The sequence below is a fragment of the Nocardia jiangsuensis genome, from assembly GCF_042650385.1.
In the GTDB taxonomy this organism is placed as follows: Bacteria; Actinomycetota; Actinomycetes; order Mycobacteriales; family Mycobacteriaceae; genus Nocardia; species Nocardia jiangsuensis.
Genome location: NZ_JBHSAX010000022.1, coordinates 224,800 through 238,575, shown reverse-complemented (window position 1 = coordinate 238,575; position 13,776 = coordinate 224,800). Strand labels below are relative to the sequence as shown.

Sequence of the window (13,776 nt, the reverse complement as noted above, 5' to 3'; positions counted from 1 at the left end):
GTGCTCGGGCCGGGAGCCGTGGGCGTGCCCACCGAACCAGGCCCTAATAAGGTTAGGCTAACCTTATGTCTTTGAGCCAGCCGGGGCCCGGCACAGTCCTCGTGACCGGCGCCGCCGGCGGTATCGGCGCCGCCGTCGCCACCGCGCTCGCACCCGGCGCCGCGGTACTCGCGCTCTGGGATCGCGATCCGCGCGTGCGCGAGGTGGCCGCGGCGCTCACCGCGGCTCCGCCGCACCGAGCCTCCGCCCGCCCGCTGATCACCGCCGCCGAGGTGGACGTGGCCGATCCGGACGCCGTCGCAACGGCATTCGACGCGCTGACCGCCGCGCACGGCGCCCCGGACGTGGTCGTGCACGCCGCAGGCGTGCACAACGGCGAGTCCGCGCTCGAGGTCACCGCGGCGGCGTGGCAGCACACGCTGGCGGTGAACGCCTCCGGCACGATGCACGTCGCCCAGCGGGCCGCCCGCGCCATGGTGACCGCCGGACGCGGCGCCCTGGTCGTGGTGACCTCGAACTCCGCGGCGACCCCCCGCGTCGGCATGGCCGCCTACGGCGCGGCCAAGGCGGCCGCCGCCGCCTACACCAAGGCGCTCGCGCTGCAGGTCGCCCCGCACGGGGTCCGGGTCAACCTGGTCTCCCCCGGCTCCACCGACACCGCCATGCTGCGCGGCATGCTCGCCGACGGCGCGCCCCCGCTCGACGACACCGCCCGGCGCGGGCTGCTCGACGGCGATCCCGACGCCTACCGGCTGGGAATCCCGCTGCGCCGCATCGCCGACCCCGGCGACATCGCCGCCGCCGTCCGCTTCCTGGTGTCCGACGACGCCCGCCACATCACCATGCACGACCTGCGGGTCGACGGTGGCGCCACGCTCGACATGTGAAACGAAAGGGTGACCACGATGATCGACTCCCCCGCACCGAGCTTCGCCCTGTGCCGCCCGGACCGCACCGTCGTCGCACACGGCGGCGGCGCGGTCTTCCGCAGCGCCGCCGAGGCCGCCGCGGCACTGCGCTCCGGCCGGGTCGGGTACGTGGTGGGCGCCCTGCCCTTCGCCCCCGGCGCCCCGGCCGCGCTCTGGGCACCGCGGTACGTGACGATCAGCGACGACGCGCACCGCCCCGCGCGACCGGAGCTGCCCCGCTTCGAATTCGCCGCCGCGCTGCCCGCCCCCGAGACCCATGTGCGCCGGGTCGCCGAGGCGATCCGGGTGCTCGCCGATCCGGCGGAACGGCTGCGCAAGGTGGTGCTCGCGCGCGCGGTCCTGGCCCGCGCCGAGCGCCGGGTGGCACCCGCGGAGCTGCTGGACCTGCTGGTCGCCACCGACCCGCTCGGCAACGGGTTCCGCACCGAGCTCTCCGCCGCGGGCGGCGCCTACCGCGGCAGGCATCTGATCGGCTCCAGCCCGGAGATCCTGGTGCGCCGCGACGGCGCCACCGTGCTGAGTCACCCGCTGGCCGGCTCGGCCCGCCGCGTGCCCGACGACCCGGCCACCGACCGCGCCGCCGGGCGAAACCTGCTCGGATCGGCCAAGGATCACCACGAGCACCGCTTCGTGGTGGATCACGTCGGCGCGGTCCTGCGCCGCCTCTGCGGCACCGTGCACGTGCCGGACGGACCGGAACTCACCGGCACCCCGGAGATGTGGCACCTCGGCACCCCGATCACCGCCACCGGCGGCCCGTCCGCGCTCGAACTCGCCGCCGCGCTGCACCCGACCCCGGCGATCTGCGGCACCCCGACCGAGGACGCGGCCCGGCTCATCGCGCGGCTCGAAGGCGACCGCGGCTTCTACGCGGGCGCCGTCGGCTGGTGCGACGCCGCGGGCGACGGCGAGTGGATGGTCGCCATCCGCTGCGCCGAACTCGCCGCCGACCACCGCACCCTGCTCGCCCACGCGGGGGGCGGCATCGTCGCCGAATCCGACCCCGCCGCCGAGCTCGCCGAGACCACCGGAAAGTTCCAGCGCGTACTCGGCCCGCTCGGCCTCGCCGATACACCCGTCCCCGTCTCCTGACCCGGAACCCTGCCACACCCACCTCGACGACCTGGGAGTACCGAGATGCCCATCCCCCCGATCGCCCCGTACCCGATGCCGCTACCGAGCGAGGTCACCGACAACCGGGTGTCCTGGACGGTCGAGCCGCACCGCGCCGCCCTGCTCGTACACGACATGCAGCGCTACTTCCTCTCCGCCTACGACACCGACCGCGATCCGGCCGCCACGCTCATCAGCAATATCGCGCGGCTGCGCGCCCACTGCCACGAACTCGGCATCCCGGTCGTCTACACCCGCCAGCCCGGCGACCAGCACCCCTCCCGGCGCGGCATCCTCGCCGACCTCTGGGGCACCGGCATGTCCTCCGGCCCGGACACCGAGGTGGTCGCCGAGCTGGAACCCGACGCCCGCGACATCCAGGTCACCAAGTGGCGCTACTCCGCCTTCCAGCGCACCGACCTCCGCGAACTGCTCGGCTTCCACCAGCGTGATCAACTCCTGGTCACCGGCGTCTACGCGCACATGGGCTGCATGCTCAGCGCCGCCGACGCCTTCATGAGCGACGTATGCCCCTTCCTCGTCCTCGACGCCACCGCCGACTTCAGCCGGGACGAACATCTCATGGCGCTCAATTACACCGCCCGCCGCTGCGGGGCGGTGCTGTCCACCGACCAACTGGTCGAGCAGCTGGACCGGGCGACCGAACCCTGTTGAGCGCAGGTCCATGCCCCGCACGCTCCGCACCGACCCCGTCACACTCGACGGCGCGGTGACCGTGCTCGTCGACGACATCGCGCAGTGGTGCCGAAGTATCAGCGGGCGTACTCGTAGCGCATCTCCGGTACCTCGATGCGGTGGAACCCCGCCACCCGCACGGTCGGGGCGAGCTCCGGATCGCGGCGGGCACTCCCCGGCTCGACGAACCCCCGCACCTCGATCCAGGCGTCGTCCTCGACCGCCTCCGGCAGCCCGGCCAGGTGGACGTACACATAGCGCGCGTCGGCGACGCAGCAGCTGATGACGACCCGCACGAGGTCGACCTCGGGGCCGCCGGGGCGGGCGACGAAACCGCTGATCCGCACCTCCCGCCCGGCGAGCGACCCGGAGGTGTCCCACACCGCCCGGTGCACCAGATCCACGATCTGCAACCGCGGCGCCTCCCCCGCTCGCAGCGGCGGCAGGGCACGCTGGGCGGCGCCATCCCCCGGTCCGGCGGGCCGCACCGCGGAACCGGTCACCAGCACCTCGGAGCCGAGCGCCGGCGGCGCGATCAGCAGCAGCGCGGCCACGGGGACGAGCAGCAGCCAGGGGGCGCGGCCGTGGCCGTGCGGCACGTCGCGACCGCCGCGCCGGATATCGCGGCCGATGGCGATCAGCGCGAGCAGGACGAAACCGGCCCCGGCGGCCAGCAGGAACGGATACAGCCCGGCCTTGACGTAACGCAGGTAACTGCCGTTGAGCGTGATCACCAGGACGGTCGCGCCGACGAGCAGGAGCAGCAGATTCTCGGTCTCGCGCCTCATCGCGCGCCGCCGAGGAAAACCAGCCCGGCCACCGTGCCGCACACCACCGCGACCGCGAAGGTCAGCGGCGCGAACCGGATCGCGAAGGCGCGGCCGAAGGTGCCTGCCTGCATGGCGAAGAGTTTGACGTCGACGGCCGGACCGACCACCAGAAAGACGAGCCGGGGCAGCAGCGGCAGCGCGGACATGCTCGCCGCCACGAAGGCGTCGGCCTCCGAGCACAGCGCCAGCAGCACCGCGAGAACCGCGAGCACGAGCACGGCGAGCGCGAGCTGCCCGGCGAGGTGGGCGTACCAGTCCGGCGGGACGGCGACGTGCAGCAGCGCCGCCGCGGCGGCCCCGACCACGAGGAAGGCGGCGGCCTGCACCAGATCGTGCCGCGCCGCCTCGGTGAAGGTCTCCCACCGGGTGCGCCCCGCGGTGTGGTGCGGGTGCGCGGGGGCGGGCGTCATCCAGCCGGGCTGCCCGAGCCGGGACCACAGCAGCCCCATCAGCAGCGCCGTCGCCAGCGAACCCGCGAACCGCGCCGCCACCATCCCGGGCTCGCCGGGGAACGCGACCGCCGTCGCGATCAGCACCATCGGGTTGATCGCGGGCGCCGACAGCATGAAGGCCAGTGCCACCGCGCCCGGCGCGCCCTGATCGGTGAGCCGCCGGGCCACCGGCACCACCCCGCACTCGCAGCCGGGCACCGCCGCCCCGGCCAGCCCCGCGACGCCGATCGCGGCGGTCTCGTTGCGCGGCAGGATCTTCCCGAGCACGCGCGGCGAGACGAACGCGGCGACGAGCCCGCTCAGCACCACCCCGAGCACCAGGAACGGCACCGCCTGCACGAAGATCCCGGCGAAGACGGTGAACGCGGCCCGCGCCCGCACCGACCCGGCGACCGCCTCCGCCAGCAGCCCCTGCGCGAGCACTCCGGCGACGACCAGCCCGGCCAGCAGCCAGGTCGACGACACCCGGCGCGCGTCATCCCGCACGACCACGGCGCACCCCCTCCGGAAGATCGACTCGCCGAACACTATCGGACCGGCGACCCGCGAGCCGCCGACACACTGAAAATCATATTCAGTAATATTCCGACCGTGACGACCAGTCAGCAGCAGCGGCCCGGCAAGCCGGGCACCGGTACCTCGACCGACGATCCAGCGGCGGCCGAGGCGGTCTACCTCGACGCGACCAGGCAGCTGCTGGAGCCGCTCGGCGTGCGCGACGGCGATGTCGTGGTCGACGTCGGCCCCGGCGCCGGCTCGGCGACCCTCGCGCTGGCGCGGGCGGTGGGCGAGCGCGGGCGCGTCTACGCGGTCGATCTCGACCACGCGATGCTCGAGGCGACGCTGGCGGTCGCCGAGAGCGCCGGGGTGGCCGACCGAATCCGCCCGGTCTGCCACGACATCGAGGACGGGGTCCCACCGCTACCCGAGCGAGCCGATGCGGTCTGGTCGTCGTGGTGCGTACACCACGCCCGCGACTGGGACGCCGCCGCCCGCGCGCTGCTCGGCCTCCTGCGCCCGGGCGGAGTGCTGTGCCTGGCCGAGGGCGGGCTGCCGGCCCGCTGCCTGCCCTGGGACACCGGCATCGGACGCCCCGGACTCGAGATCAGGCTGGACGAGGCGCACGACCGGCACTTCACCCAGTGGTTCTTCGGCAGGCCGGGCGCCCGGCGACCCGCGCGCGGCTGGGCCGAGATCCTCACCGGCGCCGGGCTTTCCGAGGTCACCGCGTTCACCGCGCTGGTCGACATCCCGGCCCCGCTGAACGCCGAGGTCCGCGCGGTGGTGCTGGCCGAGCTGGCGGCCCGGGTGCGCCGGGCCGGGCCGTTCCTCACCCCCGACGACGCCGCCGCCTGGGCCGAGCTGCTCGACCCGGGCGCACCGGCCTGGCTCGGCCACCGCGCCGACCTCACCCTGCTCACCGCGCGCACCGGATTCCGCGGCCGCAGACCGCAGCGCTGATCAGCTCGGCATCGCCGCGCAGCGCCGGACCACCGCGAGCACCCGGTCGATCTCGTCCGGGGTGTTGTAGACGTGCACGCTCACCCGCACCGCATGGTCGCGGGCGTCCCGCCCGGCCTGGCAGTGGCTGTCGGCGCGGACCATGATCCCCTCGTCGGCGAGCACGAAGCCGAGGTCGTCGGAGCGGACCCGGGCGTGCCGGAAGGTCACGATGCCCTCCCTGCGCTGCACGGGCGAATCGGCGGCGAGGCTGTCCCGGCAGCCGAGCACCTCGATGTCGGGGAACCGGCGCAGCCCGTCGGTGAGCCGGGTGGTGAGCGCCGTCGTCCAGGCGAGAATCTCGGGCAGCCCGGCGGCGTCGAGCCAGTCCAGCGCCGCCGCGAGGCTCACGATCCCCGCGGTGTTCGGGGTGCCGCGCCACCCGCCGAGCTCGAACCGCGGGCCGAGCCGGTTGCGCGCCCAGACCGCGCCGACCCCGGGCAGCGCCAGCGTCTTGTGCCCGGAGAACACCACGAAATCGGCGTCGAGCTCGGCGACCGAGACCGGCCGGTGCCCGACGGCCTGCGCGGCGTCCACGCAGATCGGCACCTCGGGCCCGACCGCGGCCCGCACCCGGTGCAGGTTCATGTCCGCACCGAACACGTGGTGCACGTGGGTGGCCGCGACGAACCGGGTGCGCGGGCCGACGAGGGCGGGCAGCGCGCGGTGGTCGTAGTCGCCGGAGGCCGGGTCGACCGGCAGCGCCAGCACCCGGATCCGGATTCCGCTGCGCTCCAGCCGGTCCCGCAGATCGAGCCAGGGCCGCAGGTTCGCCTCGTGGTCGCCGAAGGGGACGATGATCTCGTCGCCGTCGCGCAGCTGCCCGGCGAGCCAGTCCCCCGCCACCGCGCGCAGCCCGCCGCTGGTGCCGTCGACGAACTCGACGGTTGATCCGGTTCCGTTGTCGCCCAGCGCTTTGCGCACCCGGTCCTGAGCGGCCTCGATCCGGGCGGTGGTGGCGGTGCCCCACGGGTAGGCGCCGCGTGCGGCATTGGCATTGCCGGTGGTCAGGTACTCGGTGACGGCGTCGAGCACCGCGGCGGGTTTCTGGGTGGTCGCGGCATTGTCCAGGTAGGCGAGATCGGGGTTTCCGGCGATGATCGGGAACTGCGCGCGCAGACCGCGCTGCCACTGCGCCAACCGGGTCAGGGTCGGATCCGACACGGCGATCAGTCCCTGACCAGCGGTGCGCCCGCGTCCCGCCAGGCGACGACGCCGCCGCGCAGGCTGCGCGCGTCACGGTGCCCCATCCGGGCCAGCAGGGCGGCGTAGCGCGCGGATTGTTCCCCGACGGGGCAGACCAGGAGCACCGGCCGGGTTGCGCCGAACGGCAACCCGCCGCGGGTGAGCTCGCCGAAGAGCTCGTCGACGATATTGATCGAGTCCGGGATGTGCCGCGCGGTGTAGGCGAAGGAGCCGCGCAGGTCGACCACGAGCGGGTGCTCCGCGGCAATCCACTCCCGGGCGGCGGCGACGTCGGGCTGCGGCACGGCGGCGAGCTCCGCAGCGGTGACGGTGCCGACCGAGTCGGCGCGCTCCGGCTGGTTGAACAGGTCGGGGCGGCGTTTCCGGATGTAGCTCAGGTAGCTCTCGACCCGGTCGCACACGATGAAGACGGCGGTGCGGCGCTCGGTGAGCGTGGCGTCCAGCGCGGTCAGGTGGCGCAGCGCGCCCGCGTAGGCGGCGCCGGAGGTGGGGCCGCCGAGGATGCCGCAGCGGCGGTTCAGCACGAGCATGCCCTCGATCGCCTCCTCGGCGGTGACCGCGTCGATGCTGTCGTAGTTCGCGGGGTCGAAGAGCCCGACCTCGTTGACCTCGTCGATGGTGCGGATGCCAGGGATGAAATCGCTCTTGGCCGCGACCAACCCGAGCACGGAGACCGCCGGGTTGCGCTCCCGCAGCACCCCGGCCACCCCGGTCGACGAGCCCGCGGTGCCGACGCAGGCGATGAAGACATCGGGGCCGTTGCCGTCCAGATCCTCGATGATCTCCGGCGCGGTGCCGACCCGGTGCGCGTCCCGGTTGCGCGGGTTGAAGTACTGGTCGGTGTGCAGGTAGCCGGTGCCGTCCGCGGCGAGCGAGCGGTACATGCGGGTCAGCGGGTCCTCGGTGTCGGTGGGGTCGAGGCACTCGGTGCGGCCGGGCAGCTCCTCGATCTGCGCGCCGAGCAGCAGCAGCAACTCCTTGACCTCGGGCACCCGCATCCGATTGGTCACGCTCTTGAACGGCAGCCCGTGCATGGCCGCGATCACCGCCAGCGCCTTGGCGGTATTGCCGCTGGAGAGCTCGACCACCGCGTCGCCGCGCTCGACGGCGCCGGGCAGCGCGTCGCGCACCATGTTCCAGGCGGGCCGGTCCTTCACCGAGCCGAACGGGTTGAGCATCTCCAGCTTGGCGTAGAGGTCGATGGTGGTCAGCCCGTGCACCTCCGGCGCGATCCGTACCAGCGGCGTATCGCCGACGACATCGAGAATGCTCTCGAACCTCACGATCGGTCACCTTTCCCCGGCCAATACTGCTCGTCGAGACACCAGCCCCAGCCACCCGCCGCGGGGTAGACCGCCACCGTGCGGGCCTGGGGCTGCATCAGCGCGGGGCCCGCGGCGAAATCCATGAAGTAGCCAGCCGTGTTCACGAAGGCGAGCAGGTCGCCCGGCGCGGGCAGCTGCGGCAGCAGCACCGCGCGGCGGGTCAGGAAGTCGTCCTCCAGGCAGAGGTTGCCGCCGAGGTACACCGCGGCCGGTGCGCCGGGCTCGCGGCGCACCGGCAGCAGCAGCGGATCCATCAGCACGGCATGGTCTTCGATGCTGATGTCGCGCGAATTGGCGGCGAGCCGGACCAGGACGTCGCCGGTGTGCAGGGTGCGGACCTCGGCGACGCGGGCGAGGGTCAGCCCGCACTGGTCGGTGAGCGCGCGCCCGGGTTCGATGTGCAGGTCGTAGAGGTTCTCCAGCAGCAGGGTGGCCAGCGGCCTGCCCAGCGCGGCGGATTCGTGTGCGAGCAGCTCCGCCAGGTAGTCGGCGCCCGCCAGCCTGCGGTGCGCCGGGTAGAGGCCGAGTGCGCCGCGCAGCGTTCCGCCCTCCGCGCGCAGCCCGTAGCCGTGGTTCTGCCAGGTCAGGGGCGGGCGCTGACCGAGAGCGGCGCGGCCGAGCTCGGTGGTGTAGCGCTCCCAGTCCTGGCGCGCGGCCAGGTAGTTCACGCCGAAGCCGCCGCCGATATCGATCGCGGTCGGGGCGAAGCCGCGGGCGAGGGCGGCGCTCATCGCCACCAGGCAGCCCTCCAGTGCGAGCGCCTTCTCCTCGATGCCCGTGGTGTCGAGGTGGAAGGCGGTGCCGAGCAACCGCAGCTCCTTCCGGTGGTTCTCGAGGAGGTCGAGTACGCCGGGCAGTTCGCCGGAGTGCACCCCGAAGCGGCTCGGCCTGCTCAGGATCGGCACGCCGGGGGAATCGAAACCGCCGAAACGGATCATCACCCGCACCGGGTCGAGGCCGAATCGCGCGACGATCCCGGCCAGCGCGGACAGCTCCTGCGCGGAGTCCGCGCTCACCACCGCGCCGACCCGGGCCGCGAGCCACAGGAACTCGGTGTCCTTGGGGCCGGTCGCCATGATCCGATCGCCGGTGAACCCGGCCGCGAGCGCGTGCCGCAGCTCCCCCAGCGAGGCGACGTCGATGCCGCAGCCGGTCGCCGCGAGTTCCCGGACCAGCGCGCTCGACCGGTTCGCCTTGTGCGCGAAGTAGATCGTGCCGCTCAGCCGATGTCGCTCGTAGACCGCGTCGAACGCCGCCGCGTTCTCGGCCAGCCGCTGCGGGAGGACCAGGTTCAGCGGCGAGCCGAGCGCCTGGACCAGCTCGCTGAGCCGTCCCGGGTCGGCGAGCACCTCGGTCAGCAAACCGTCCACCCGTGGTCTCAGGACCAGATCCGCGTCCACGGCACCCCCTTCGAGCTCCACCGTCACGCCGCGGTTCAGGTGCAAATGGTTGTCGTTCGTAACAACGATGTCTCGATTGCCACCCGCACCGCAAGTGCAAGAGGCAAACATCCAGCTCAGAGCTGCGGTCGGATACCGCCTCCGGCAACGGGTTCGAGGCTCGGCGGTGCGGCGCGGGCTATGCTCGGTGCGTCATGATCACGCTGCTCGGCATCAACCACCGCACGCTCGCCACCACCGAACTCGACCGCCTCGTCGCCTTCTACACCGAGGTGCTCGGCGCGCGTGCAGCCTTCGCGCGGGCGGCGACCGCCGACACGCCGCGCATCGCCGTTCTCGATGTCGGCGGGGCCGATCATCTGATGATCGTCGAGACCGAGGACGCCGCACCGGACGGCCTCGATCCGCTCGGGAACGCGGGGTGGGGGTTGCGGGTGGGATCACACGAGCAGCTGTGCACGGCGCGTGCGCGCATCCTGGACGCCGGGCGGCCGGTGGGGCGGATCGAGACGTTACCGACGCAGTGGACGATGACGGCCTACGACCCGGACGGGCGGGCCGTCGACATCCGGGCCCACCGGTGAGCGCTCAGCCGAGCGTTCCGTCCGCGATCAGCGCGCGCAGCCCGCGGCGGTCGAGTTTGCCGCTCGGCAGGGTGGGGACCCGCTCCCCGGTGGTGCGGATCCAGCGGGTCGGGACCTTGTAGGCGGAGAGTTCGCGCCGGGTGTGCGCGGCGACGGCGTCGACATCGACGGTGTCGGGGACGACGACCGCGCAGACCTGCTCGCCCCGGTCGGGGTCGTCCACGCCGACCACGAGGCACTGCTGGACGCCGTCGAACCCCTCGACCACGGCCTCGACCTCGCGCGGCGAGACATTGGCCCCGGCCACCTTGATGAGTTCGCTGGTGCGGCCGACGTAGAACAGCCGCGGGTCGTCGACGAGGCGGTAGACGCGGTCGCCGGTGTGGTACCAGCCGTCCGGGTCGAAGACGTCGTGCCGCTCGCGCTTGTTGTAGCCGGACATGACGCCGATCCCGCGGATGTGCAGCTCGCCGGTGGTGCCCTCGGGGACGGGGTGCCCCTCGTCGTCGACGATGCGGATGTCGGTGTGCAGGAAGCTGCCCGCGGTCTCGGAGAGGCTGCGGTGCACCGGGAACTCGTCGGGCACGTTGTACAGGGCGACGTCGAGCGGGCCGTCGCGCAGCAGGGGCGCGGCGCTCAGGTCGCGCTCGGCGAAGGTCGGGTGCTCGCGGAGGCGCCGGGTGAAGGCGGGCCAGCCGACGATGCCCTCGCCGCGCTCGCGCTCGATGAGGTCGAGCGCGGCGCCGGGCTCCGGGCGCGGCATGACCAGCAGGGTGACCCGCTCGTGCAGCGCGCCGGTCGCGGCGAGGACGCCGCCGATCCAGAAGAACGGCATCGAGGAGAAGACGCGGGGCGCCGCCGAGCCGCCGCAGAGCGCACTGATCGCCGCGGGCCAGCCCGCCGTCTGGCGGACCAGGGTGCCGTGCGTGTGCAGCACGCCCTTGGGGTCGGCGGTGGAGCCGGAGGTGTGGATCATGATGGCGAGATCGGCGGCGGTGACCTCGTTCTCGACGGCGGCGAGGAGTTCCGGGGGCAGTGCGGCGTTCTCGTCGAGAGCGGTGGTGTCCGCCCAGAGCCTCGGGGCGGCGCCGAGCGGCGCGGTGGTGGCAGCCGAGGGCTCGGTTGCGTCGGCGGGCAGCGCGGTGGTGGCAGCCGAGGGCTCGGCGGCTGCGCCGGGCAGCGCGATGCGGCGCAGGTACGGTGCGGCGGGCAGGGACAGCAGGGGTGTCGGCGTCTCGGCGAGCCCGGGAAGTGCGGCCTCGAGGCGGTCGGCGGTGGGGGTGCCGAGGATGTCCGGCGGGGCGACGAGGACATTGATGTCGGCGAGCCGGATCACCTTGCCGAGCTCGGCCGGCGGGTAGAGCGTGCTCAGCGGGACCGCCAGGGCGCCGATCCGGGAGACGGCCAGCCACCAGACGATCCAGTCGACGTCGTTCGGGAACAGCAGCCCGACCCTGGTGCCCTTGCCGACGCCGTCGCGCAGCAGCCGCCGCGCGGCGAGCGCGGAGCGGCGCTCGGCCTCGGCGTAGGTCAGCCGGGCGGTCGGCGAGGCCAGATAGGTGTGCTCGCCGTGCTCCGCGGCGGCGCGAGCGAGTAGCCGACCGATCGAGAGGTCGGTTTCCGAAAGCGGCATATCAGATTCTCCGTTCGACTCGGCCAGTCTGGCACGCATCGAACGGACGGGGTCAGTCCTTGAAGTAGACGAGCTGGTGGCTGGTGGCCAGCACGACTCCGTCCGGGCTCCACACCGTCGCGGTCTGGTCGAAGAATCCGGCGCCGAAGTGCTGGGCGCGGGCGGTGCCGAGCACCGGGCGATCGGCAACGGCGGCGAGCAGCTCGGCGTCGGCGTGGAAGTAGACGGTCAGCGAGACGGTGCCCGCGGGGACGAGCCGGCCGGTGCGGACCATCGCGCGCGGGATGAACACGTCGCAGAGCGCGGTCAGGGCGGCGCGGTCCAGCGGGCGGGGCGGAGTGTCGCGCACCCAGACGGTGGTGACCGAGTCCGGCCGCGGGCCGGCCTCGGCGGCGAGCGGGCCCGCGCCCTCGACGAAGTGCTGCTCGTAGTTGCTCATCCAGACCGGGAACTCGGGCGGCACGAACGGCGCCGCCTCCGCGAACGGCGGGACCCGCGGGGGCGCGATCTCGGAGTCGGTCCAGGTTGGGCGGCGGACCGCGGTCACCGCCGTGGCGGTGGTGGTGACGGCGCCGTCCTGGACGAGCTCGAGGGTCCAGTGCTGGGTGCTGCGGTTGGTCCGCGCGGGGTCGGCGCGCACGGTGAACGGGCCGTCGGCGATCGGGCCGGCGAAGTTGACGGTGATGGCGACCGGCTCGCCGAGGCGGCGCGGGTCGTCGAGCACCGCGCGCACGAGCGTCGCCGCGGTGATGCCGCCGAACGGGCCGACCATATTGCTGTACTCGGGCGCGGTGTGGCCGCGGAACTCGCCCTCGGCCACCCGGTCGAGTGCGGTGGCGGCGTCGAACGGGTGGCGCGGTTCCACGGGGTGGGCTCCTTCGGTGCGGTGGTCGTCCGCTCACCGTAGCCGTCGGGTTGCCGCCGGCGGACAGCACGTTCGCGGAAGCGGGTGGGCGGTGTCCTTGCCGACGATGGGGCATGCGAAAGATCAGGGAACGGGTGGCTACGGTGTTGTTCGTCGCGGCCGGGGTGGTGACGGTGGCGCCCGCGGCAGGCGTCGGTTCGGCCGAATGGATCAGCGGCGCTTACGGTCTGAAGCCGCTGGATGCCGATCTCGCGCTGCTGCTGCGGCATCGCGCGGTGTTGTTCGGGGTGCTGGGGACGGGGCTGATCGTGGCGGCGGTGCGGCCGCGGTGGCGTCCGGCGGCGGTGCCCGCGGGCGCGGTGGCACTGCTCTGCTTCCCGCTGCTCGCCGTGGCGGGCGGGCCGGTGAGCGCCGAGCTGACGCGGGTCGCGGCGGTGGATGTGGCGGCGGTCGCCGCGCTGGGCGCGGGTGTGGTGCTGGCTCCGCGCAGGTCGGCGCGGCGGCTCGGGCGTGCCTGATCGAACCGGGCAGTTCGGCCCCGTCGATTGCTGGCCACCGGCCGCGGCTTTCGCCGGCCCGGCCGGTCAGGAACAGCGCGGGGATCAGGCCCGCCGCGTGGATCCCGGACAGCGCCGCGAAGGTCGCGTCGGATATCGGCCGGGCCGGCGCCGCCGGTAGCTACTTGTTCGGGTAGCGCGGACGGCACCGGAGAATGTTCATGAAAACGAGGTCGACCACGCTGCTTCCATCCTGTTTCAGCAGCTCCGCGCGAGTACTCACGAGCCCCCGGCCGGGTTTACTGCGCGATCGCCGGGATTCGCTCACCGTGGCGCGCAGCCGTACGGAGTCACCCGGTCGCAGCGGATTGGCCCAGCGCAGTCCATCTATTCCGGGAGAGGCGAGGCTCGCCACCCGCGAGAGGTAGTGATCCGCGTAGATTCGCATCAATATGCTGCCGGAATGCCACCCGCTCGCGATCAGTCCGCCGAAGGGGCCGCCGGCGGCGGATGCGGCATCGACATGAAAGGGCTGCGGATCGAAATCCGCCGCGAAATCGAGGATTTCCCTTTCGGTAACCGTCCGGTAGCCGTACTCGAAGGTGGACCCTGGGACATAGTCCTCGAACCACCGGTCGGTAATCGGTGCGGAGAAGTCGGTATCGAGCAGGGAGCGGACAGTGGACTCGGTGTCGGTCATGATCGACATGGTCCCACCGCGATACTTCAGCCCCCGGTGAACAATT

The 13,776-nt window shown here is 73.2% G+C and carries 14 protein-coding genes; 6 read left to right on the top strand and 8 right to left on the bottom strand.

Going from position 1 to position 13,776, the window contains the following annotated elements; translation table 11 throughout:
• Window positions 1–65 precede the first annotated feature (65 nt).
• From ACFO0B_RS27240 to ACFO0B_RS27230, 3 genes are read left to right on the top strand one after another with little or no spacing between them, the layout of a single operon-like run.
• Window positions 66–887 (top strand): SDR family oxidoreductase, encoded by an 822-nt coding sequence (locus tag ACFO0B_RS27240; RefSeq protein WP_378615774.1) that lies wholly within the window; start codon window positions 66–68, stop codon window positions 885–887.
• Window positions 888–905: 18 nt separating this feature from the next.
• Window positions 906–2,021: an isochorismate synthase gene (locus tag ACFO0B_RS27235; RefSeq protein WP_378615772.1), complete on the top strand. Its 1,116-nt coding sequence runs from the start codon at window positions 906–908 to the stop codon at window positions 2,019–2,021.
• Between the two features lie 45 nt (window positions 2,022–2,066).
• Window positions 2,067–2,717: an isochorismatase family protein gene (locus ACFO0B_RS27230; RefSeq protein ID WP_378615769.1), complete on the top strand. Its 651-nt coding sequence runs from the start codon at window positions 2,067–2,069 to the stop codon at window positions 2,715–2,717.
• Between the two features lie 98 nt (window positions 2,718–2,815).
• Here ACFO0B_RS27230 and ACFO0B_RS27225 read toward each other — a convergent pair whose 3' ends face one another.
• Both ACFO0B_RS27225 and ACFO0B_RS27220 read right to left on the bottom strand, forming a co-directional pair.
• On the bottom strand, window positions 2,816–3,526 hold the full coding sequence (locus tag ACFO0B_RS27225; protein WP_378615767.1) for a TIGR03943 family putative permease subunit: 711 nt from the start codon (window positions 3,524–3,526) through the stop codon (window positions 2,816–2,818).
• Window positions 3,523–4,512 carry a permease gene (locus tag ACFO0B_RS27220; protein ID WP_378615765.1) on the bottom strand — a complete coding sequence of 330 codons (990 nt, stop codon included), beginning with the start codon at window positions 4,510–4,512 and terminating at the stop codon, window positions 3,523–3,525. Before ACFO0B_RS27220 ends, ACFO0B_RS27225 begins: the two co-directional genes overlap by 4 nt.
• 99 nt (window positions 4,513–4,611) lie before the next feature.
• On the opposite strand from ACFO0B_RS27220, the gene ACFO0B_RS27215 reads away from it, so the two are divergent.
• Window positions 4,612–5,481, top strand: a complete 870-nt coding sequence (locus ACFO0B_RS27215; protein WP_378615763.1) for a class I SAM-dependent methyltransferase — start codon at window positions 4,612–4,614, stop codon at window positions 5,479–5,481.
• On the opposite strand, the gene ACFO0B_RS27210 is transcribed toward ACFO0B_RS27215, so the two are convergent.
• From ACFO0B_RS27210 to ACFO0B_RS27200, 3 genes are read right to left on the bottom strand one after another with little or no spacing between them, the layout of a single operon-like run.
• The gene (locus ACFO0B_RS27210; protein WP_378615761.1) at window positions 5,482–6,684 is read right to left on the bottom strand and encodes an aminotransferase class V-fold PLP-dependent enzyme; all 1,203 of its coding nucleotides are present in this window, start codon (window positions 6,682–6,684) and stop codon (window positions 5,482–5,484) included.
• A gap of 5 nt (window positions 6,685–6,689) precedes the next feature.
• The gene (locus ACFO0B_RS27205) at window positions 6,690–8,009 is read right to left on the bottom strand and encodes a pyridoxal-phosphate dependent enzyme (RefSeq protein WP_378615759.1); all 1,320 of its coding nucleotides are present in this window, start codon (window positions 8,007–8,009) and stop codon (window positions 6,690–6,692) included.
• On the bottom strand, window positions 8,006–9,451 hold the full coding sequence (locus ACFO0B_RS27200) for a Y4yA family PLP-dependent enzyme (RefSeq protein WP_378615757.1): 1,446 nt from the start codon (window positions 9,449–9,451) through the stop codon (window positions 8,006–8,008). The genes ACFO0B_RS27205 and ACFO0B_RS27200 overlap by 4 nt, the downstream gene beginning before the upstream one ends.
• 194 nt (window positions 9,452–9,645) lie before the next feature.
• Here ACFO0B_RS27200 and ACFO0B_RS27195 point away from each other — a divergent pair, with 194 nt between their 5' ends.
• On the top strand, window positions 9,646–10,035 hold the full coding sequence (locus ACFO0B_RS27195) for a VOC family protein (protein ID WP_378615755.1): 390 nt from the start codon (window positions 9,646–9,648) through the stop codon (window positions 10,033–10,035).
• Window positions 10,036–10,039: 4 nt separating this feature from the next.
• Here the strand turns inward: ACFO0B_RS27195 and ACFO0B_RS27190 are convergent, their stop codons facing one another.
• Together ACFO0B_RS27190 and ACFO0B_RS27185 are read right to left on the bottom strand one after the other, a co-directional pair.
• Window positions 10,040–11,668 carry a class I adenylate-forming enzyme family protein gene (locus ACFO0B_RS27190; protein ID WP_378615753.1) on the bottom strand — a complete coding sequence of 543 codons (1,629 nt, stop codon included), beginning with the start codon at window positions 11,666–11,668 and terminating at the stop codon, window positions 10,040–10,042.
• Between the two features lie 52 nt (window positions 11,669–11,720).
• Window positions 11,721–12,533 (bottom strand): acyl-CoA thioesterase, encoded by an 813-nt coding sequence (locus ACFO0B_RS27185; RefSeq protein ID WP_378615751.1) that lies wholly within the window; start codon window positions 12,531–12,533, stop codon window positions 11,721–11,723.
• Window positions 12,534–12,667: 134 nt separating this feature from the next.
• On the opposite strand from ACFO0B_RS27185, the gene ACFO0B_RS27180 reads away from it, so the two are divergent.
• The gene (locus tag ACFO0B_RS27180) at window positions 12,668–13,051 is read left to right on the top strand and encodes a hypothetical protein (protein WP_378615749.1); all 384 of its coding nucleotides are present in this window, start codon (window positions 12,668–12,670) and stop codon (window positions 13,049–13,051) included.
• A 160-nt stretch (window positions 13,052–13,211) separates the two neighbouring features.
• Here the strand turns inward: ACFO0B_RS27180 and ACFO0B_RS27175 are convergent, their stop codons facing one another.
• Window positions 13,212–13,730: a MaoC family dehydratase gene (locus ACFO0B_RS27175; RefSeq protein ID WP_378615747.1), complete on the bottom strand. Its 519-nt coding sequence runs from the start codon at window positions 13,728–13,730 to the stop codon at window positions 13,212–13,214.
• Between the last annotated feature and the right edge of the window lie 46 nt (window positions 13,731–13,776).

Coding starts and splice junctions, on each gene's coding strand:
- ACFO0B_RS27175 (WP_378615747.1), bottom strand. CDS start 13,730: ATGACCGACACCGAGTCCACTGTCCGCTCCCTGCTCGATACCGACTTC.
- ACFO0B_RS27190 (WP_378615753.1), bottom strand. CDS start 11,668: ATGCCGCTTTCGGAAACCGACCTCTCGATCGGTCGGCTACTCGCTCGC.
- ACFO0B_RS27230 (WP_378615769.1), top strand. CDS start 2,067: ATGCCCATCCCCCCGATCGCCCCGTACCCGATGCCGCTACCGAGCGAG.
- ACFO0B_RS27225 (WP_378615767.1), bottom strand. CDS start 3,526: ATGAGGCGCGAGACCGAGAATCTGCTGCTCCTGCTCGTCGGCGCGACC.
- ACFO0B_RS27195 (WP_378615755.1), top strand. CDS start 9,646: ATGATCACGCTGCTCGGCATCAACCACCGCACGCTCGCCACCACCGAA.
- ACFO0B_RS27240 (WP_378615774.1), top strand. CDS start 66: ATGTCTTTGAGCCAGCCGGGGCCCGGCACAGTCCTCGTGACCGGCGCC.
- ACFO0B_RS27235 (WP_378615772.1), top strand. CDS start 906: ATGATCGACTCCCCCGCACCGAGCTTCGCCCTGTGCCGCCCGGACCGC.